The sequence below is a fragment of the Mycobacterium sp. NGS61 genome, from assembly GCF_059812325.1.
This window is the reverse complement of record NZ_JCALCL010000007.1, coordinates 64,498-84,713: the sequence shown is the minus strand read 5'-3', so window position 1 is coordinate 84,713 and position 20,216 is coordinate 64,498. Positions and strand designations below refer to the sequence as shown.

General features: G+C 67.8%; 15 protein-coding genes and 1 pseudogene. 5 read left to right on the top strand and 11 right to left on the bottom strand.

Annotation, left to right across the window (positions count from 1 at the left end):
• Positions 1 to 83 precede the first annotated feature (83 nt).
• Positions 84 to 1,793 (bottom strand): type VII secretion protein EccE, encoded by a 1,710-nt coding sequence (gene eccE, locus AC5Y3Z_RS16135; RefSeq protein ID WP_463826505.1) that lies wholly within the window; start codon positions 1,791 to 1,793, stop codon positions 84 to 86.
• Between the two features lie 108 nt (positions 1,794 to 1,901).
• Here eccE and eccB point away from each other — a divergent pair, with 108 nt between their 5' ends.
• Positions 1,902 to 3,404 (top strand): type VII secretion protein EccB, encoded by a 1,503-nt coding sequence (gene eccB / locus AC5Y3Z_RS16130; RefSeq protein ID WP_463826504.1) that lies wholly within the window; start codon positions 1,902 to 1,904, stop codon positions 3,402 to 3,404.
• 4 nt (positions 3,405 to 3,408) lie between these two features.
• On the opposite strand, the gene eccD (AC5Y3Z_RS16125) is transcribed toward eccB, so the two are convergent.
• Positions 3,409 to 4,896 (bottom strand): type VII secretion integral membrane protein EccD, encoded by a 1,488-nt coding sequence (gene eccD, locus AC5Y3Z_RS16125; protein WP_463826503.1) that lies wholly within the window; start codon positions 4,894 to 4,896, stop codon positions 3,409 to 3,411.
• A gap of 113 nt (positions 4,897 to 5,009) precedes the next feature.
• On the opposite strand from eccD (AC5Y3Z_RS16125), the gene eccCa reads away from it, so the two are divergent.
• The 4 genes and pseudogenes from eccCa to AC5Y3Z_RS16105 form a co-directional block, all read left to right on the top strand.
• On the top strand, positions 5,010 to 9,035 hold the full coding sequence (eccCa, locus tag AC5Y3Z_RS16120; RefSeq protein ID WP_463826502.1) for a type VII secretion protein EccCa: 4,026 nt from the start codon (positions 5,010 to 5,012) through the stop codon (positions 9,033 to 9,035).
• Positions 9,032 to 10,507 (top strand): type VII secretion integral membrane protein EccD, encoded by a 1,476-nt coding sequence (gene eccD / locus AC5Y3Z_RS16115; protein ID WP_463826501.1) that lies wholly within the window; start codon positions 9,032 to 9,034, stop codon positions 10,505 to 10,507. The genes eccCa and eccD (AC5Y3Z_RS16115) overlap by 4 nt, the downstream gene beginning before the upstream one ends.
• Positions 10,507 to 11,916: a type VII secretion-associated serine protease mycosin gene (mycP, locus tag AC5Y3Z_RS16110; RefSeq protein ID WP_463826500.1), complete on the top strand. Its 1,410-nt coding sequence runs from the start codon at positions 10,507 to 10,509 to the stop codon at positions 11,914 to 11,916. Before eccD (AC5Y3Z_RS16115) ends, mycP begins: the two co-directional genes overlap by 1 nt.
• 1,046 nt (positions 11,917 to 12,962) lie before the next feature.
• A pseudogene (locus AC5Y3Z_RS16105) lies at positions 12,963 to 14,384 on the top strand (MinD/ParA family ATP-binding protein); the annotation flags it as partial.
• A gap of 247 nt (positions 14,385 to 14,631) precedes the next feature.
• Here AC5Y3Z_RS16105 and AC5Y3Z_RS16100 read toward each other — a convergent pair.
• The 9 genes from AC5Y3Z_RS16100 to AC5Y3Z_RS16060 all read right to left on the bottom strand — a co-directional run bounded on the left by AC5Y3Z_RS16100 (position 14,632) and on the right by AC5Y3Z_RS16060 (position 20,031).
• Positions 14,632 to 14,928, bottom strand: a complete 297-nt coding sequence (locus AC5Y3Z_RS16100) for a hypothetical protein (RefSeq protein ID WP_463826499.1) — start codon at positions 14,926 to 14,928, stop codon at positions 14,632 to 14,634.
• Positions 14,929 to 14,946: 18 nt separating this feature from the next.
• Positions 14,947 to 15,216 carry a hypothetical protein gene (locus AC5Y3Z_RS16095; protein ID WP_463826498.1) on the bottom strand — a complete coding sequence of 90 codons (270 nt, stop codon included), beginning with the start codon at positions 15,214 to 15,216 and terminating at the stop codon, positions 14,947 to 14,949.
• Between the two features lie 68 nt (positions 15,217 to 15,284).
• Positions 15,285 to 16,103, bottom strand: a complete 819-nt coding sequence (locus AC5Y3Z_RS16090; protein WP_463826497.1) for an ESX secretion-associated protein EspG — start codon at positions 16,101 to 16,103, stop codon at positions 15,285 to 15,287.
• Entirely contained in the window at positions 16,100 to 17,173 is a 1,074-nt protein-coding gene (locus AC5Y3Z_RS16085) for a PPE domain-containing protein (protein ID WP_463826496.1), read from the bottom strand. Before AC5Y3Z_RS16085 ends, AC5Y3Z_RS16090 begins: the two co-directional genes overlap by 4 nt.
• Positions 17,174 to 17,229: 56 nt before the next feature.
• Complete coding sequence (locus AC5Y3Z_RS16080; protein ID WP_463826495.1) at positions 17,230 to 17,520, bottom strand: PE family protein; 291 nt, start codon at positions 17,518 to 17,520, stop codon at positions 17,230 to 17,232.
• 10 nt (positions 17,521 to 17,530) lie between these two features.
• Entirely contained in the window at positions 17,531 to 18,886 is a 1,356-nt protein-coding gene (locus tag AC5Y3Z_RS16075) for a hypothetical protein (protein ID WP_463826494.1), read from the bottom strand.
• 9 nt (positions 18,887 to 18,895) lie between these two features.
• Positions 18,896 to 19,243, bottom strand: coding sequence for a hypothetical protein (locus AC5Y3Z_RS16070; protein WP_463826493.1), 348 nt, complete (start codon positions 19,241 to 19,243; stop codon positions 18,896 to 18,898).
• Positions 19,244 to 19,339: 96 nt separating this feature from the next.
• The gene (locus tag AC5Y3Z_RS16065; RefSeq protein WP_463826492.1) at positions 19,340 to 19,690 is read right to left on the bottom strand and encodes a YbaB/EbfC family nucleoid-associated protein; all 351 of its coding nucleotides are present in this window, start codon (positions 19,688 to 19,690) and stop codon (positions 19,340 to 19,342) included.
• Positions 19,687 to 20,031 (bottom strand): hypothetical protein, encoded by a 345-nt coding sequence (locus AC5Y3Z_RS16060; protein ID WP_463826491.1) that lies wholly within the window; start codon positions 20,029 to 20,031, stop codon positions 19,687 to 19,689. Before AC5Y3Z_RS16060 ends, AC5Y3Z_RS16065 begins: the two co-directional genes overlap by 4 nt.
• Positions 20,032 to 20,216 lie beyond the last annotated feature (185 nt).

Genomic DNA, 20,216 nt, shown 5'->3' with positions numbered 1-20,216 from the left:
CCTTTGAACTGCCCCGATCCGGGGTGACCTCGATTTACGCTAGCGCACCGCAGCGGTGCAAAACGGCACCGCGGACCGCGGTTCTAGTCCTCGGCGGCGAAAGACGCTTTCAGGTAACGCATCTCCTCGTCGGTCGCGACCATGGTGACCACCGACGCGCCCGCGCGGGTGCTGACCTGCACTGTGTCGGTCCGCAGATCCAGCAGTTCCAGCGCGACGTCGGCGTTGGCCGTCACGGCAGCCCCGGGGGGCATCACCACGATCGCGGTCACGCCGACCCGCACGGACTGCTCGGTCACCCCGTCGAACATCTCCACCGAATAATTGCGGTCGGCTCCGGCCTGCATGGAACCCCGGTTGAAGTCGGCGACCCACAGCAGGTCGTGATCGTCCACCTCGTCAACCATGGTGCGCCACAGCGCCGGACGCCGCGTATGCACCAACACGTGCGCGCCCAGCGCCAGCGACCGCAACACCACCTGCTGGGCCAGGTGCAAGGTGCCGGCGATCTCCACGCGCCGGATCTGCGGACCGAACAGCGCCAGCGCCACCGCCCGGCCGTCCTCGTCGGCTCCGATCACCTGCCCGCAACCGGAGGCCGGTACGCAGAGTGAGGCGAAGTCCCGGTCCGGGTCCGTGCTGGAGTAGGCCCACTTGGCGATCGGCTGCCGCGGCGCTGGCACCGGGAGGCTCGCCGCCAGTGCCGCATACTGCCTGCCCCGCAGATGGGTCAGTCCGCGCAGGTTGATCCGGGCCCTGCCGTGGGTGTCGAAGCGTGCCAATCCGCGGATCGCGACCGGACCGCTCGGATGCTCGCGCCGAAACGACAGGCTCATGGTGGTCGAGTAGCTGGGAATGGTCCACAGCAGTCCGAGTCCCGCCGTGGTCAACATGTCCGGCTTGATCGCGAAACTGCGCAACCGGAACCGGCCTTCGCGGCAGGTCCGCCAGGTTTCTTCCACGGTGACCAGGTCCACCCCGTCGGTGAGCTGATTGGTCGCCTGACCGATCTCGGCGGCTGTCAGCACCCGGGTGCGCAGGCCGCCCTCGGTCAGTCGGTTGGCCACGCGGCGGGTGGCGGTGGTGGCCGCACGCAGGATCCCGTCCCGTCCGCCGCCACGGCGGCGCACCGCGTCGGCACACCGGGAGGGGTCGAACCGGATCGCGATCCACACGTGGCGCTGGGCGATCGCCGGCAGCGGACCCAGCACGGCGTCGTACACCGCGGCCACCTGGCTGTGGCCCTGGGATCGGGCGCCTTGGCTGAGCACGTCGATGGAGTCCAGGGTGATGTCGAACTGCTGCAGACAGTCCACCAGCGCCCGCACCGGCACGGTCTCCCCGGACACCGTGGTGCCCGGCTCCATGATGGTCATGGCCTGCGGGTTCTCTTCGATCTTCAGCAACGACATCAAAGTGCTGCCGTCCCAACGGAATCCGATCAGTGCACCCTCGGCACCGGGGACATCGAAGGGGGCCCCATGATTCGTCCGCCGGGCCCGTTGCCGCCGTTGTCGCCAGAAGCCGGCCCGCAGGGCCAGCAACCGCGGCAACGTGGTGCCGCGCAAGCGCAGCACCACGATCAGCGCCACCGCAAGCCCGGCCAGACTGCCCTGCCAGCCGGGGAGCCCGAGCGCCGGTGCGGTCACCGTCCCAGCGGCGATCAGCAGCTGCAGCACCAGCAGGTCGGGCAACGGCAGGAAGCGCTGCGCGCCGATGTCGATCGTCGACCGCAGTTCGTTCGGCTCCGACGGCGCACCCGGGTCCGGGCGCGTCCCTGCACGACGCGGCACAGTCGGATCCTATCCAGTGTTGCGGGCGGAAATCCGCGCGGCTTTAGCTGGTGACGGCGTTATACGCTATCCACGCTCGGTGCTTGCCCGACGCTGATGGGGGTGAACATGCCTGCGCAAGTGACGACGCGCGCGCAGGTCAACGGCTATCGATTCCTGATTCGCCGACTCGAGCACGCGCTGATCCGCGCCGACTCCCGGATGATCCACGACCCGATGCGCGGGCAGATCCGTTCGCTGCTGGTAGGTCTGGTGATCGCGGTGCTGATCACCGGGGCCGCCGGGGTGCTGGCCTTCTTCAAGCCGTCGCCCAACATCGGCGATGCCCAGATTCTGCTGAGCACCAACGGCGGGTTGTATGTCCGCATCGGCGATCGCCTGCATCCGGTGCTGAATCTGGCCTCCGCGCGGTTGATCACGGGTAAACCGGATCCCGCCAAGTCGGTCAGCGACAAATGGCTCAACAAGTTGCCGCGTGGACCGATGGTCGGAATCATCGGAGCGCCCAACGGAATTCACGCCGGCGCGGACCTGCGCACGTCGCGGTGGACGGTGTGCGACGCGGTCACCACTCCGGACGTGTCCAAGAACGTCGGACTGGCCAGCGTGCAGACCGCGGTCGTCGCCGGTGACCTCACCCTCGACGACGACATCCGCCGGGCATCGACCTCCCAGATGCTGCTCGTCCGCTCCGGGGACACCGTCTACCTCGTCTTCGACGGCGTGCGCGCGGTCATCGATCCCTCGGACTCCGTCGTGATCAACGCCCTGCACCTGCAGCGTGCGCAGGTACGTCCCATCTCGGTCGCGTTGCTGAACACCTTCCCATTGGTTGCGCCGATCCGGTCGGTGACGATCGAGGGCGCGGGCAGCGTCGTCCCGGGTTTCCCCACCTACCCGGTGGGCTCGATCGTCAAAACAGTCGACTCGCGGGGCGAGCAACTCTATGTGGTGCTGGCCGACGGCCTGCAGCCGATCTCATCGGCGGCCGCCGACATCATCCGGTACAGCAATCCCAATGACGTTGCGGCACAAGGGAATCATGAGGTGTCGCCGGCGGTGGTGAGTCAACTGCCGATTGTGCACACGCTGCCGTTGGACCATTACCCGAGTGTGTCGCCGCAGATCGTGGACGCTGAACCCGACCGGGTGGTGTGCATGGCGTGGGAGCGCGGTAACTCCGCCGCCCAGGCAGCAGTGCACCTGCTCATCGGGCATCGCCTCCCGATTCCGGAGGGGGCGCAACCCGTCAGCCTGGCCACCGCCGACGGCAACGGTCCAGGCGTCGACTCGGTGTACATCAAGCCGGGCACCGGTGAGTATGTCCAGACCACCGGCGGCGAGGTGGACAGCCGGGCGATGGGGCAGCTGTTCTACATCTCCGATTCCGGCGTGCGCTATCACCTCAAGGATCTGCCGACGGCCGCGGCGCTGGGCGTCACCGGGGTGCACGACGCGCGCCTCGACGCCGAGGTGCCGCAGTTCGCGCCGTGGCCGGTCGTGGCCCTGCTGCCGGCCGGTCCGGAACTCTCGCAGGAAGCGGCGCTGGTGGCACACGACGGGATGGCCGCCGACCCGCGCGGGTCCAAGGTCGAGCAGCCGAAGTCCTGAGCGATCAGAGCCGCAGTTCGCGAAACACCGCGTACAGTCGCACGATCCAGCAGCACAGCGGGAACACCATCACGATGGCCAGGTACTCCAGAATCTCGACCTGGCGGCGCATCACCGGGGAGAACTCCAACCTGGGCGCGACGATGCCGCAGGCCACGAGCAGCACCATCAGGATCACCAACGCCAGCGTCGCGTCCAATTCCCAACCGTCCAGGCCGACCGCCATCTTGACGATCGTCAGCAACGCGATCGACAGGCCCGCGCCGATCAACGTGGCGGACTGCACCAGATCGTGATGGCTGCGGCCCCGCAAACACAGTACGGTGGCCACAGCGGAAGCGAAAGCTGTTCCCTGCCAATAGAATCCGTTGCTGACGTCGACCGCCAGGTAGCAGCCGACGGTCGCGGTGAGCGCGGCTGCGATCAGGATGCCGGTCAGGTACTGGCTGGCCCGGCGCACCCGCAGGGTCATGCCCTCCTCGGTCGGGATGACCTGTTTGCCGACGGCGTTGACGCCCTCCACGGTGGTCCCACCCTGGGTTTCGATGTCGTCGAGTGGTTCCCCGGCCGTCGGCACCCGGGGCACCGGGAGTTTGGCCAGCAGGATCGTCACCCGGGGGGACAGGTAGACGACGATCACCGACACCGTGGCCAGCACCGCGCCGATCGCGCGGGGCGGCGGATTCCACAGCAGCGCAACCGCGGCGGCCGCGCCACCGATCACCGCGAGCGCGATCACCGCGGTGTGCAGGGTGCGGCCCCGGCCGGTCACCAGCAGGATCAGCAGCGACGCCAGGCCCGTCAGCGCAAAAGCCATCGGCAGCGATGTCACCCCGAAGCCGTCCGGTACCACATACAGCGCGCCGCCGAACAGCAGCGGCGTGGCCACCGCGGCCACCCACTCCGAACGCCCCGGACGGTGCGCGATCACGCACGCGAGGATCACTGTCAGCACCCCGATACCGAGCGCGGTCGCCGGGACATAGATCCGTTCGGCGTGGCGTGGCAGCAGGAATGCGACGGCTGCGGCGGCGGTCAGGCCCACCCCGAAAAAGGTGATCGGCCGCGCATCGCGGGCGGACCAGGCGGTGAACGGATTCCGGGCCTGCTCGCCGGCGTCCGCGACGTCGTCGAACAACATCGGGCGCCGCGGCTGGTCGATCTCCCGGATGGCCAGCAGCTCCCCGTCGTAGATATTGGCCTCGGACAGGGACCGGCTGGGGTCGATCGCGTCGTCTCCGAGGCGCGCCAGGGTCCACTTTCCCTCGGTCGTGTCGAAGACGACCTGTTCGAGTCCGGTGTCCGAGGCGGGGTGCGCGGCGATTTGCTCGTTGGCGATGTCGATGACGTCGTCGATGAACGCGCTGATGCTGGTATTGGCCGGCAGACCGAAGTCCAACCGCAGGTCACCGACCACGAGCGTGACGCGGCTGAGCGTGGGCTCGGCCTCCGATTCGGCGTCTAATTCCGACAGCGACGGCGGTAGAGTCATCGCTATCGGGCCTCCTGCGGGTGGTGTCACTCGCTGGTGACCATACCTTTGGACGTCTCAAGCCTATTTCGGTAAGCCGGTTAAAAGTTTCGGGAAGTTCGGGGAAAGACCGTTTGAGTACGCAGGGTTTCGTGCGCCGATTGCGGGTGTCGCCACCGCGGATGCCGGGCGGGGAAGTCAACCTGCAGGCGCCGCCGGAGGTGCCCCGGGTGATCCCCGGCAACCTGCTCACGAAGTTGCTGCCGTTGGTGATGATCGTCGCGGTGGTCGGGATGATCGCGCTGATGGTGACCGTCGGGGGCCGGGATCTGACGCGTAATCCGATGTTCCTGATCTTCCCGATGATGATGATCATGTCGATGGCCGGCATGTTCATGGGCGGCGGCGGCCGCACCGGTAAAGCGGCGGCCGAACTCAACGAGGAGCGCAAGGACTACTTCAGCTACCTGGCCAACCTGCGTGACGACGCCGAGCAAACCGGCGAGGGTCAGCGCGCCGCCCTGGAGTGGTCGCACCCCGACCCGCGGGCGCTGGCCGACGTGGCCGGCACCCGGCGGATGTGGGAGCGGCGGATCACCGACAACGACTGGTGCCATGTCCGGGTGGGCATCGGCACCCACCGATTGGCCACCCGATTGCTGGCACCGGAAACCGGGCCGCCCGAGGATCTCGAACCGGTGTCGACGGTGGCGCTGCGCCGTTTCGTCAAGACCCACTCGGTGGTGCACGCCCTGCCCACGGCGGTGTCCCTGCGGGCTTTCCCCTCCATCACCTTCGGCGGCGACCGCAAGCTGGCCCGGCAGCTGGTGCGGTCCATGGTGTTGGAGCTGTGTGCCTTCCACGGCCCCGACCAGGTTCAGGTCGCGGTGGTCACCGCGAACCCCGACGGCGAGAACTGGAGTTGGGTCAAGTGGCTGCCACATGCGCAGCACGCCACCGCGCGGGACGGGATGGGCCCGATGCGCCTGCTGTTTCCCAGCCTGGAACTGCTGGAGCGCTCGCTGTCCGCGGACCTGGGGGAGCGGGGCAGATTCAGCCGCAACGCCGAGCCGACCAAGGGTCTGCGACAACTGGTAGTGGTGATCGACGACGGTTACATCACCGGGACCGAGCGCCTGGTCACCGATGCCGGGTTGGACAGTGTCACCCTGCTCGACCTGAACGGCTCGGACGCGGCGGCCAACCGGCGCGGCCTGGCGCTGGTGGTGGACCGGGACGCCGACGGGGAGAGCGTCGGTGCGAGCACCGCGGTCGGCGTCGAACGGTTCGCCACACCGGACACGATCACCGTCGCCGAAGCCGAGGCGACGGCGCGCCGGATCGGCCGCTACCGCCTGGCCAGTGCCGCCCACATCGTGAATCTGGAGGCCGATGCGCGGGCCACCGACCCGGGACTGATGGCACTGCTGAAGATTCCCGACGCCGCCGAAATCGTGCCTGAGCAGGTCTGGCGCAAACGCTCACCACGGGAACGGCTGCGGGTGCCGATCGGTTACACGCCCAACGGTCAGCCGCTGGAATTGGACATCAAGGAGTCCGCCGAATCCGGGATGGGCCCGCACGGCCTGTGTATCGGCGCCACCGGTTCGGGCAAGTCGGAGTTCCTGCGCACCCTGGTGTTATCGATGATCACCTCGCACTCACCCGACGTGCTCAATATGGTGCTGGTCGACTTCAAAGGTGGCGCAACGTTTCTCGGACTAGATGGGGTGCCGCACATCGCGGCGATCATCACCAACCTCGAGGACGAACTGATCCTGGTGGACCGGATGCGCGATGCGCTGGCCGGAGAGCTGAACCGCCGTCAGGAGCTGCTGCGATCGGCCGGCAACTTCCCCAACGTCAACGAATACGAACGGGCCAGAGCCGGTGGCGCCGAACTCGAACCGCTCCCGGCACTGTTCATCATCGTCGACGAATTCTCCGAATTGCTCTCCCAGAAGCCGGATTTCGCTGAGCTGTTCGTGATGATCGGCCGACTGGGCCGGTCGCTGCACGTACACCTGCTGCTGGCTTCGCAGCGACTCGAGGAAGGAAAGCTGCGCGGACTGGATTCGCACCTGTCCTACCGGATCGGCCTGAAGACATTCTCTGCCGGCGAGTCGCGCAGCGTTCTCGGCGTGCCGGACGCCTACCACCTGCCCAGCGTGCCGGGCTCGGCCTTCCTCAAATGCGATGCGTCCGAACCGATTCGGTTCAACACCTGCTATGTCTCCGGGGACTACGTGCGGCCCCGCCGGGCGCAAACCGGTCGCGGCAGGCAGCTGGGCGCGCTGGCGCCGAAACTGTTCACCGCCACCCCGGTCAAGAAGGAGGTGTCGGTCACCCCGACGGCGGATCCGGAAATTGCCGAAGCCAAGCCGATGTCTCCGAGCAAGATCACCCTGCTCGACGTGGTGGTGTCGCGGCTGCGGGGCCACGGTCGGCCGGCCCACGAAGTGTGGCTGCCGCCCCTGGACGAAAGCCCGGCGGTCAACCAGCTGCTGGCGGACGCCAACTGGTCGGCTCCGGAGAATTTGGACGGCCGGTTGTGGCTGCCCGTGGGGGTGGTCGACCGACCCTACGACCAGCGCCGCGACGTGTTGATGGTCGACCTGTCCGGCGCCCAGGGAAACGTCGCGGTGGTCGGCGGGCCGCAGTCGGGTAAGTCCACCGCGCTGCGCACTCTGATCATGTCGGCGGCCGCCACGCACACCCCCGAGCAGGTGCAGTTCTTCTGTCTGGACTTCGGCGGTGGGACGCTGAGCAGTCTGGCCAATCTGCCGCACGTCGGCGGGGTGGCCGGCCGGATGGATGCCGACGCGATCCGTCGCACGGTGGCCGAGGTGTCCGGCGTGCTGCGCGCGCGCGAGTCGCGGTTCCGCGACCTGGGTATCGAGTCGATGCGAGACTTCCGAGCCCGCAAGGCGCATTTGGCAGCCCTGTCGCCGGAGGTCGCCGCCGCCGATCCGTTGAGCCAGGACAGGTTCGGCGATGTGTTCCTGGTGATCGACGGCTGGGCGTCGATCCGAAGCGATTTCGAGATGCTGGAACCAACACTGAATTCGCTTGCAGTGCAAGGTCTTTCATATGGTGTGCATTTGGTCATCTCGGCGACCCGGTGGATGGAGATGCGTTCGGCGGTCAAGGACATGCTCGGCACCCGCATCGAGTTGAAGCTGGGTGATGCGCTGGACAGCGACGTGGGCCGCCGGTTCAACGAGCTGATCCCGGTCGGCCGGCCGGGCCGGGGTATCAGTCACGAGCGGTTGCACATCCTGATTGCGTTGCCGCGGCTGGACTCCAGTTCGGGGGTCGAGGATCTGCCCGAAGGCGTATCGAGTGCGGTCAACGCGATGCGCGCGCACTATGGCAACCGGCAGGCGCCGCGGGTGCGGATGCTGCCGCACAACCTGGATCGTGCTGCTGTGGTGCGGGCGGCGCGATCGGCCGGAATGCTGGACGCCGCACGTGTCGCCATCGGCATCAACGAAGCCGAATTGGCGCCTGTCGTTTTGGATTTCGAATCCCAGCCGCACCTGGTGGCGTTCGGCGACGTCGAATGCGGCAAGACCAGTCTGCTGTGCAACATCGCCACCGGGCTGATGGAGAACACCACGCCCGACCAGTGCAAGATCGTCCTGGTCGACTACCGCCGCTCGATGCTCGGTGTGGTGGCCAACGAGTACCTGGGGGGATACGCCACCGCATCGCAATCCTGCGCCGAGTTGATGACCGCACTGGCCGCGACCCTCCAGGATCGGCTGCCGCCCAGCGACATCACCCAGCAGCAACTCAGAGAACGCTCGTGGTGGTCGGGCCCGGACATCTTCGTGATGGTCGACGACTACGACCTCGTCGCCACCGGACCGATGAGCAGCCCGCTCAGTCCCCTGGCCGAATTCCTGCCCCAGGCACGCGATATCGGCTTGCGGGTGGCGGTCACCCGCCGGATCGGCGGAGCGGGACGGGCCATGATGGACCAGTTCATCGGACGGCTCAAGGATTTGTCGTGCAACGGATTGGTGATGAGCGGCACCAAGGACGAAGGGGCGCTGTTCGGCTATCGGGCCACCGAGATGCCGCCGGGTCGCGGCATGCTGGTCTCCCGGTCCACCAAGAGTGGCGTGATCCAGCTTTCCAGGATGCCGGACCTGTGACCGGCGTCAGCGAACTCAGACAACTGCGGGTGGTGTCGGCCGCGCCCGAGCACATCCGCGTCTCGGTGTTCGGGGGGCGGACGCAACTGGACATCGCACTGCCACTGGATGTGCCGGTATCGGGGTTCGTCGCGGATCTGGCGCGGCTGATCGGCTCCCGGGACAAGGAACAGGACGGGGACGCGGCGGCCAAGGACGAGCGCCGGACATTCTGGGTGCTGAGCCGATTCGACGGCGGCACGGTGTTACAACCCGCCCAGACGTTGCGCGACGCCGGTGTCGTCAGTGGCGATCTGTTGCGGCTGTCCGCTCGTCGGGCGCTGTCGCCGCCGGTCCTCTACGACGACGTGGTGGACGCCGTCGGGCGGTTGAACAAGACCGCCCACGCCGCCTGGGGAGCGGGATCGGCGCGCTGGATGTCGTTCGTCGGACTGCAGCTCGCAGCGCTGGCCATCACCTACTGCGTGGTGGGCCCGATCGCCGCGGCCAACCGCAGTGTGATCGTCGTGCTGGCCGCGGCCGTCGCTCTGACGCTGGTCGGCGGGGCCACCCTGGCGCACCGCTCCTACGGCCTGGACGATGTTGCTGCCGCGCTCGGGTGGGCGGCGATCCCGATTACCGTCGGGATCGCCTTCGCGCTGCTGGCCCGGTACGGCGACTACGGGCTGGCCGGTGCCTGCGGGACGGTGCTGGTGTGCTGCCTCGGGTACGACCGGATCATCGGCACCGGCCACTGGGCGTACGTCGCGGTCGGGTTGCTCTTCGGTGTGGTGGGGGTCGCGCTGGCGGTGCGTGCGTCGCACGTCCGCGGCGACATCGTCTTCGTGGTCGCTGCGGTGGCGGCGATCCTGATGTGCCTGAGTGTGCAGCGGCTGACGACGCGGTTGGGCCGGTTCGAGACGCCTACCGTGGCCGTCGAAACCAACCGCGAGGACTGGGATTTCCAGAATCCTTTCGAGCCGTCCGCGCCGACGACGGGCGATTCGGGCACCATGATGCCCACAGCCGAGCAGGTGTGGACCAGAGCGAAGTCGGCGGCTGTCACGCGCGCCGCACTGTTGAGTGGGTTCGCCTCCGCGGCAACGGTTTACGTGCTCCTGCTGGTGCGGGGCGGGCCGACAGCGGACTGGCCGGAGTTCGTCTTCGCGCTGGCCGGTGCGGCGGTGTTGGCGTTGCGCAGCCGCGTCTATGCCACTGGGTTCGAGCGTGCTGCGCTGGCCGTGCCCGCAGTAGCCCTGGTGATCGGCACGTGTGTGACGGCGCAAGGCGGAACTCGGCCGATGCCGGAGGTCGCGCTCGGCGTGCTGCTGGCCGTTGCGCTGGGCGGCGCCCTGTCCGGCTTGAAAAAGTCCGGCAGTGGTCCGTTTTCCCGGGCGGCGACGTTGCTGGCCTACCTGGATTACCTGGCCGTGGGTTCGCTGATTCCGCTGGCGCTGTGGGTGGTGGGCGTCTACCAGCGGTTGGGATTCTGATGAGGCGCGGGGCCGCGGTGCTGGGCGCGCTGCTGTTGATCGCGGCGCTGAACCCCGCAGCGGCGCAGGCGATCCGCCCGCCGGTGGTGGAGCCGGGGCCGCCGCCGAATGGACCGCTGGGACCCGTCGAGCCGACAGATCTCAAGGCGATCTGCGGAGTCCCCACCGGGGTGCTGCCCCAGACCGACTTCACCTTGCAGACCAGCGCCGAAGCCATGCTCAACTACCCCGATGCGTGGCGGTTCGCCCGCGGCGCCGGACAGAAGGTCGCCGTGATCGACACCGGCGTGAACCGGCATCCGCGGCTGCCGGCCGTGGAAGGCGGCGGCGACTACGTGTCGAACACCGACGGGCTGCAGGACTGCGACGCGCACGGCACGCTGGTGGCAGGCATCATTGCGGCGGTCCCCAGTCCCGCCGACAGCTTCGCGGGCCTGGCGCCGGAGGCGACCATCCTGTCGATCCGGCAGAACAGCACCGTCTACGGCGTCAAGGAGGGCGGCTCTGGGCAGACCAACGACCCCAACGCCATCTCGCCCGGGTACGGCAACACCCTGACATTGGCCTACGCGATCACCCGCGCGGTCAACCTGGGCGCGACCGTCATCAACCTGTCGGAAGTGGCGTGCGGCCCGGTAGGAGGCGGCCTCGACGACGTCCAACTCGGCCGCGCGGTTCGTTATGCGTTCGAGCGCAACGTGGTGGTGGTGGCCGCGGCGGGCAACTTCAACAGCCAGGGCCTCTGCAAGATCCAAAACGCCATGCCCGATCCGAACATGCCGTTGAAGAGTGGCTGGGATTCGGTGCGGACCGTTGCCAGTCCCGCCTGGTTCAGCGACTACGTGTTGACCGTCGGCGCGCTGACGACATCCGGCGAGCCGGCCGACTTCAGCCTGCGCGGTCCGTGGGTCGGCGTGGCGGCACCGGGGGAACGAATCATCTCGCTGGACTCCAACGGCCCCGGCTTGATCAACGCTGTCATGGGTCAGCAGGGTTTGGCGCCCATCAATGGCACGAGTTTCGCGGCCCCCTTCGTCTCGGGTCTGGTGGCCTTGCTTCGGTCCCGGTTCCCTGAGCTGAACGCCGGCCAGATCATCGATCTGATCAAGCGGACCGCCCACACTCCGGGTGCGGGCCCCAACGAGGCCACCGGATACGGCGTGATCGACCCCGTCGCAGCGTTGACCTATCGGCTGCCGACGCCAAGCGAGATGCCCAACCCCGAAGCGGCGCGGCCTATCGCCGGGCGACCGCGCCGTGACCCGAGCAGTCAACGTGCGCAGATCATCGTGCTGTCGGTCACCGTCGGCGCGGTGGCGTTGGCCGCAGTGGCAGGGGCGCTGTCCGTGGCAAGACGCCGTCGTGAGTTGAGGTCGGCTGACTCCGGGCGCACCGACCTGGCGAATTGACGAATCGCCATTCGTGCGGCGCGCGAAGCTGTGGGAATCTCGACCTGAATTAACCGTTTCGCGCTACGTAGGATTGAGAACGGCGCGGAATCGAATTTGCGAGGGGAAGGGGGAGGACAGTGTCGAAACAATCGCCCAGGCAAACGCCTGCTGACGACGAACGCGGGTCACTGGCGCATCCCCCGTGGCTGACCGGCGAGACCCAGCGGCGGCGCGTGCCGATCGGTCGCGAAGAGCGCGACCGGGACAAGACGAAGGGCAGGGACCGGGCCGAAGACAAGGCGGGTGGGAATGGCCGCGGCTCGTCGACGACGGACGTGCCCGCCGTCGAACAACGCACGCCGTCACCGCCCGCGGCCGCCCCGCCGAGGTTTGATCCGGTCCCTGCTTCTGGAACCGAACCGGACGTCGCGCACCCACCCGCCCCCGCGCCGGAGCCGGCCGAGCAGCAGACCAGGCGGGTGGCGGTGCGGCGTGACCGCGTGCAGGCCGGCCGTCCCGGTGAGGCTGCGTCGGACACAGCCGCGGTGCCGACCGAACCGGTGCCCGCACCGCCGCCGACGGATCCAGCGTCCTCGCCGCCCCCCGCAGTGAGTCAGGTTGACGAGTCCGCCCATTTCGGTCGCCATTCCCGGCAGCGGACCGAAGCGCCCGAATCCGCGGCGAGACTCAAACCGTCAGAACCCGAGCCGCCGGTCGAAGTGTCGACGGGGAATGGGTGGGAGCCTGCGCCGTCGACGGAAGCGAGTTTCGAGTCGCCGACTCCTGAGTCGTTGGCACCCGAGGAGCCCAGGCCCGACGAAGCCGGTGCACTCGACGAAATCGAATTGCGGGCCGCAGCGCTACTCGAGCAAATGCAGGCCAAGAGAGCTCAGTTTTCGTCAGCGGCGGCGGAAGAACCGGACGACCGCGTGCCCCCGGCTGACGCTACGGCACGTGTCGAGGAGTGGCTGCCGACGGAAATCCCTGCGCCCGAAGTGGAGTCGCAACAACCGGTTGCCGCCGACGATCCTACGCCCACGGAATGGCACTGGACCGACATGATGGCCGAGGTGTCGGCATCGCAAAGCGATGCGCCCCAGACCGACTCCACAGTCGAGGCGCGGCCCGCGGAATCCGACACTGCCGCACCGGCAGCGAATCTAGCTGGCACAGAACCCGATTCGACGGAGCGTCAGCCGGAGTTTCCGCCGTGGCAGATGCCGATTTCGACCACGTCGGGAACTGAGGTGGTCAAAAACACAACAGCGTCAACCGAACCCCCGCCTGCACCGCGGGCGCCGCCGACACCGCCCGCCCGGCCGCGGCAGGGCGCCCTGCCGCCGTTTCCGCCTCCGCTACCGCCCGGCCCCTTTCCGCCGCCGTGGTGGCCCGGTCCTCCGCCGGGTCAGCGCCTCCCGCCGGCCGCGCCCCAACGGCCCGCGAGACCGGTCGCCGGCCCGCCGCCCCGTGCCCCCGGGGGCCCGCCGCCGGCCCGCGGACCTCAACCGCCGGTGGGCCCACCGCCCAGCTATCAGCCTTTCCGCGCGCCGCCGCCCATAGACGAGGCCGAGGTGGCCAATCTGGACCGGTTCGCCCCGCCGTCGGGCTGGCGTCGCGCGGTGCACAAAGCCACGTCCGGGCACGTCAATCCGGGGGCGTCGCGCAAGGAACGTCGGCACGAACATCTCCTTGCCGAGATTCGGCAGCCGATCGTCGGCGACTTCCGCATCGCTGTGCTGTCGATCAAGGGCGGAGTCGGCAAGACCACCACCACGTTCGGGCTGGGTTCGGCACTGGCGACGGTGCGCCACGACCGGGTGATCGCCGTGGACGCCAATCCCGACCGCGGCACGCTGGGCGAACGAGTCGGCGACGCGTCGACCCGCTCCACCGTGCGTGACCTGTTGTCGGATCCGAACATCAACCGCTACGCCGACGTCCGCAATCACACCCTGATGGCCACCAGCCGGTTGGAAGTGCTTGCCAGCGAACAGGATCCAGCTGTTTCAGAGGTGTTCGGCGCCGATGACTACCGACGCACGGTGGAGATTCTGCGGCACTTCTACAACATCATCCTGACCGACTGCGGCACCGGCATCATGCATTCGGCGATGTCGGCGGTGCTGGATCTGGCGCACACCATCGTGCTGGTCAGTTCGCCGGCCATCGACGCCGCACGCAGTGCTTCGGCGACGTTGGACTGGCTTGTGCAGCACGGGCATTCGGGGCTGGTGCGGGAAGCGCACGTGGTGCTCAGTGCCTCCCGGCCCGGGTCGGCGGCCCTCAAACTGGACAAGGTGTACGAGCACTTCCAGACGCGCTGCCGGTCGATTCATCTGATCCCGTTCGACCCTCATCTGGCCGAGGGGGCCGACGTCGACTTCGACCGGCTGCGGCCCGCGACCAGGCAGGCCTACCTGGAGCTTGCCGGGTCGGTATCTGAGAACTTCGGGCGGTTGCGGGGCGGCGCGCCGGAACAGGCATAGCTGTCCCGGCGTGGTGTGTGCGGTCGCCGCGTACTGGCTCAGTCGAAGGCGCGATCTCGCCGGCGGACAAACGCCGGAAACTCTGCTGTCCGTTGTTCGCGAATTCGACAACACGAAAGTGCACCTGGGCGCCGTGTGGTCGAGACGTCGTACTTGACCGGAAGTGTGTGGATCTGTCGCCCGAACGGTGGAAACCCGGACTCGTCGAAGACGAGCCCGGGCCTCAGCCTCTAGACTTGTTCCGGCCTCATCCGAGGATGTTGGCGGCCTGTTGGTTGTCGAGATCCTGTACCAGCTGGTTCTGGTCGACGGCACGAACCTGAGTGGCGTGCAGGTCCTGGATGATCTCGTCCATCTCGTTGGAGAAGCGCACCCGCAGCGCGTTGATCTCCTCCGGTGCGTGCCCGGTGTAGGGCCCTGAGGTCAGCGCGTTGAAGAGACCGTCGATCTCGGTCCGCATGTTCTCCGCATCCGAGGTGATCTGCCGAATGGCGTCCAACGTGCTGAAGTTCGCCTCGAAATTGTATTTGATGCCGTATGCCATGAGTTGTTACCTGACTTTCTACGCGTCGACGTTGCGGTGGTCCTGGATGTATTGCATGGAGCTAGTGGCCAGGGCATCGGTTTGCTGCTGAATGGTGCGAATGTGGTCGAGATGCTCCACCATCCGGCCGTGGAAGTTCTGGGCCTGGTTGCCGTGCCAGTTCAGCCCCACCATCTGCGTGACTTCGTCGTCCATCTTCTTCATCAGCTGGTCGGTGGACTGCAGGTGTTCGAAGATATTCTTGACGTGCGGATCGGCGTCTTCGGTTAATTCAAAAGGATGTGACATACGTTTCTCCCTTTCCGTGTGCCCTCACCAACGAGGACACGGTGGCTCTATTTCGTGGACGTATCGCGCTAAGCCAATGACGCCTCCCATTGGTCCGCCGATAACTCGACAAGTTGACCGATCGCCTGCCCGATCGCGTGGTCCGATCCGGGCTTGAGCGTCGTCCACAGTTGGCCGCTCGGCGAGGCGCTGGGTGCTCCCACCAGCCGGCCTCGTTTGGTGTAGAACACCGCGACGGCAGCCGGCCGACGCGAAATCCGGTCCTGGTCACTGCAGAGCGTGTAGTAGACGATCTCGGCGAACGCCATCCGCGACGCCAGTGCCGAGCCCAATAGCATGGCCGTGCGCGGTTCGGCACCCAGGGCACGCACCCGGTCGGCCAGTTGTGCGGCGTCGTGCGTCCCGGTGAGATTGCGGCTGATCGACTCCGTCGGTGCGCCGACCGGAACCAGCTGCGCGGCCTCGGCTCGCGGTAGCGCGCTGAGCAGGGCCCGGGCTGCCCAGGATTGGTCTGCCGCGCCGTCGGCCGGCCGCAGGGTGATCTGATCGCCCACCCGCCGGGCCAGCACACCGATGTTGCCGCAGCGAACCACGCTCACCCGGGCGATCCCGTCGGGCGTCACCAGGCGCATCGCCAATTCCCGCTCCGGCCGGCGCAGCGCGCGTAGCAGTGGGACCAGGTCCGGATCGACGTTGCCGTCCAGGATCAGGCCCCGGGCGGCGAGGCTGCGGGTGGCGGCATCGAACGCCGCGTCCAGTGCGTCGACGGTGCCATAGCGGGGGTGCACTCCCAAGACTGCCGGAAAACCCTGAATCCCGACTCGCGCTCCCACGACCTGCAGTTCGTCATCGGTCAGGGTGAACCCGGACAACACCGCGGTGGTCACAGGCTCACCTCCTGCTCGGCGCCGATGACCGCCGGGGAGACCCACCGGTCAGAGACTTGCTGCAAGGTCCGTTCGGGTTCTTCGGCGAAGCCCTCCGCGTGCTGTGGCTCGGGGGCCGCCAGGTCGTCGAAAATCGCAGTGTTGGGGCCCCAGCTGACGTGCGAGACGGTAAACGGGGCGTCGCTCTGCTGCGCGGCCGGCAGCCACGACTGGCCGCTGTCGGACAGACTTGCACCCGCCTCGCCGGCGCCCTCAAGGGCGCCGGCCTCGCGAAACGATTCGTACGACTGGCCGCTGCCGTCCCGCCGGCCGGCGCCCATCGGGGCGTAGCCCCCGCCGCCGCGCCCCATCCCGCTGCTGGACGAATCGGCGGAGAAGGTGGTCTTGCGCAGTTGCGCCGGGTCTTTGGACGGGGCGACCGGACTGGCCAGCATCGGTGACAGCTGCCTCGGTGCGCCGCCACCGCCACCGCCGCTGCCGGAACCGCCTTTGGACCTGCCCTCCCTCTCGGACTTCAGCGCGGCGCCATTGGTGATCTGCGGAGGCACCGGCTGCTCCCAGGGCTCGGCGAGTTCGGCGCAGGCTTCCTCGTACCGATTCATCACAGCGGCGGCATCCGCCTGCTGTGCTGACGCGGCCTCGTCGAACTCGGCGAAGCTGCCCTGCAGGATCGCGCCGTTGTAGGCCGACAGCGACGCCATCATGTCCTGGGCCGCCTTGGCTTCCACGGCTTCGGAGACGCTGGGCATGGACAGGATCGCGACGGTGTTGGCCACCGCAGCTTCTTCCGCGCGCCGTCCGTTCGCCGCGGCGCTCAGGCTGGCCGCCTGCAGCCACTTACCGAAGGCTTCGAGTTTGCGCGCTACGGCTTGGGACGTACTGCTCTCCCAGGCCGCCTGGAAGGATTCGATCAACCGGTCGTAATCGGCCGATACCTTGGCGAACTCGTTGGCTACCCGAATCCATGCGGCGCCGGCTTCGCCGACCGAGGACGGCCCGGGGCCCTCAGTCAGATCCTGCGCAAGCTGCTCGGTGCTGCGCGCTTCCCAGACGACATTGGTGAATCCCATACTCTCGGCCCCCCCCTTCCAGTGGCTCAGTGCCGCCGCTACAAGCGACGGGTCGGTCAGTCGGCGAGGTCCGCCTCAGCCATCCGGCCGGAGTGCGAACGCAACGCCGCCGACGCCTCGTGGATCGCGTTGGCGCCCTGGTCGGATGCCTTGGTGAAAGACCCCAGCACCTCATTGAGGGTGTGCGCCACCCGCTGCGAGACCTCGTCGCGGCCCGAGGCGACAGCGGTGAGGTTGGGCCGCTCGGCGTCCATCACCCGCTGCATGCGGTTGGCGAGTTCATCGAGTTGCCGGGTGGCTTCGGTCAGCTCGTCAGGTCGGATGGACAGCCGATTGTTGTCGCTCATTTCTGTGCTCCTAAATCCGAAGTTTGATGTCGGGGTCGTCGTCGAGGTGGGCGGTCGGATCGCCGATCACGGCAGGGCTGGCGGTGCCGAGATCGCCAACGATCTCTCCACCCTGATCCGTCGTGTGCAGGAACGCGGCCGAGGTGTGGCTGCCGCCCGCGCCTGCCTTACCCCCCTGGGCGCCGTAGCCGGCAGCACCGGGGGCCATCATGCCTGCGGCGCCCACTCCGGCCGCGCCGGCGGTCGGCCGGGCGGACAGCGAGCGCGCCATGGCCGCGGTGTTGGTGTTGTCGTTCTGCACCATGGGCGAAGACGGCGTGGCCCGGGCCGGGCTCGTGGCGCCGACGCCGCCGCCACCGTGGCCGCCACCGCCGGGGTGAGCACCGACCATCCGGCCGGTGTGCCCCAGCGCTGATGCAGCCGGAGCGCCACCGGTGCCTTGGGCTGCCTGCCCCAGGCTGGAGGCCAGCCCGGTGCCGGCCTGCATCCCGGCCTGCAGCGCTTGAGTGCCCGCCTGCATCCCGATCGTCAGCGGCATCATGCCCATCTGCATCGCCGGACCGATCATGCTCATCCCCACCGACAACATCGGGGCGAGCATCCCCATCGCCATTTGCGGGCCCTGGGCGACGGCGACGGGAGCACCGGTCGCGGTGGTGGCGGCCGCCTGGCTGGTCAGCGTGCTCTCCAGCTCAGTGATGGCTTCGGTGGCCAGCGCGCTAGCTCGCGCACCTGACTCGACCATGTTCGGCGCGGTCCACGGCAACCCGGCCGAGAGTGCCTCGAGCTCGTGCTGGCACTGCTGCAGGATTTCCAGCAGGCGCGCTTGCCCTTGCGCGACGTTGGCGGCGGCGGCGCTGTATTCGCCGCCCAGCGCAGTGCCCTGCGCGGCAACGGCCGCCCCGTTGGCGAGGGTTTCTCCGGTCTTCGCGGCTGCGGCGCCGGCTCCGGCGCCGGACCAGCCCTGGCCGCCGGCACCGCCCATCATCTGGCCCAGCGCCTGCTGCACCCCGCCGGCGGCCTGTTGAAAGGCCTGGCTGATCCCGCCGAACATCTGCGTGGGATTCAGGCCCTGGAACAGGCCCGGGCCCAGGGTGCCGAGCATGTCGGTGACGGGTTTGAGCAGCCCGCCGGCAAAGTTGTTACCCATGCCGCCGGGAGCTGCGGTGAGGTCAGCAGGGATCGCCTCGTCGGGGAACTGCGGGCCGCCGGGCGGGAGCTGACCCAGATTGAACTGATGCAGAATGTCCTGCACCGGACGGTTGAGCCAGGCCTGCAGGTCGTTCTCCAGCTGGTTGACCACCGGCAGATGGTCGAAGTCCGCGGGATCGACCTGGCCGGGCGGCGCCGGGTCGGTGGTGCCCATGCGCGCCGCCTAGGCTTCGACGGTGCCGTCGACGTTCGACTGAGCGGCGTGCGAAATGTGCGTCGCCGCGCCCAGCAATCCGTGCTTGGCGGCGGTCATCATGCCGCTGGCGACGTTGTTCGCCGTCGACTCGAACATTGCCGGGATCATGTTCGCCACTGCGATCGGGCCCAGCGCCATCGAGAACGAACTCATCTGTGCGGGCGTGACGGCGCCGAACGCCGTGGTGATCGCCGCGCTCGCGGCCTGCTGAGCGTCGGTGAGAACTGCCATGAACTCGGGCTGCATCTCGAATGGCGTCGGCATCTCTTCCCCCATTTCCCGCTGTCCCCGGTCCGCCAGCGCTGGTCGTTTCACGATAAGCACCCGGGTCAGCTATAAACCGCACGAATTTTAAGCAGACTCTCGTCACGCCCGCGATTCACACGTGTGCAATAAGCGCAGGAAAAGGGGCTAATCCGATTCGACGACGGTGCCGTCACTGCGCACCAGCGGGGCCTTTTGCAGCTCGTCCATGCGGGTGCTGAACTCCTTGAACAAGAAGCTGTAGCGTTCCATGGCCACCTTGGCTGCAGCCTGCGCGGTCTCGACGATGAGTGAAGCCAGCGCATCGGGATCCAACCGGCTGGCGGGGGGTCCCAGCCACAATCCGGTCAGGCTGCCGAGGCCGTTGACTTCAGCGCTTACCGCGCGGTCGCGACTGGTCACCCGCGCCGAAATCGTCTTGGACTGCTCGGTCATCGACTGCAACAGGTCGCGCTGCTTGATGGCCCGCGCGATCACCGATTGGGCCAGGCTGGTCATACCGGCCTCAGCCAGGTCGTCGGGTTGTCGTCGTCCTCGTCGCCGAACAGCTCGAGCTCGGCGCGCGCCAGGTCGTCCTCGGTCGGCAGACCGATCTCGCGCAGTACCGAGGGGGTGAAGCCCTTGTCCACCAGGCTGCGTCGGTAGGCCACCTGAGACCGCAGTGCCGACAGCTGGCACAACGCCAGGATCTCGCCGGCCAACTCCTGCGGCGGTCTGGCCAGTTCACTGCGGTCGATCTTGAGCGCCGTCGGGAGCCCGCGTTCGGTCGTGACGACAGCGATGGTGCCGGTGCGAGACCGAACCGGTTGCGCTCGCTGTTGCGGATGTTCCGGGGGCACGTGTCCTCACATTAGGCGCGATATTGAAACCCGTCAGATCGGTACAATAACTTCCTATCGCCAGGTGTGGGGGAAAGGACGTTTTGTGCTTATTTGTGCGGTCCGTCATCCGCACCACCGGCAGCGGTCTCATTCGCGCGACTTTCGCCTAGCTCGTAGTCGCTAGTAGTAAGGACATCAAGCAG

Bases quoted from the DNA above. Each gene is read 5' to 3' on its own strand.
- eccD (WP_463826503.1), bottom strand. From the start codon at position 4,896: ATGACTCTACCGCCGTCGCTGTCGGAATTAGACGCCGAATCGGAGGCC.
- AC5Y3Z_RS16075 (WP_463826494.1), bottom strand. From the start codon at position 18,886: ATGGGCACCACCGACCCGGCGCCGCCCGGCCAGGTCGATCCCGCGGAC.
- AC5Y3Z_RS16065 (WP_463826492.1), bottom strand. From the start codon at position 19,690: ATGACCAGCCTGGCCCAATCGGTGATCGCGCGGGCCATCAAGCAGCGC.
- mycP (WP_463826500.1), top strand. From the start codon at position 10,507: ATGAGGCGCGGGGCCGCGGTGCTGGGCGCGCTGCTGTTGATCGCGGCG.
- AC5Y3Z_RS16080 (WP_463826495.1), bottom strand. From the start codon at position 17,520: ATGAGCGACAACAATCGGCTGTCCATCCGACCTGACGAGCTGACCGAA.
- AC5Y3Z_RS16100 (WP_463826499.1), bottom strand. From the start codon at position 14,928: ATGGCATACGGCATCAAATACAATTTCGAGGCGAACTTCAGCACGTTG.
- eccB (WP_463826504.1), top strand. From the start codon at position 1,902: ATGCCTGCGCAAGTGACGACGCGCGCGCAGGTCAACGGCTATCGATTC.
- AC5Y3Z_RS16085 (WP_463826496.1), bottom strand. From the start codon at position 17,173: ATGGGATTCACCAATGTCGTCTGGGAAGCGCGCAGCACCGAGCAGCTT.
- AC5Y3Z_RS16095 (WP_463826498.1), bottom strand. From the start codon at position 15,216: ATGTCACATCCTTTTGAATTAACCGAAGACGCCGATCCGCACGTCAAG.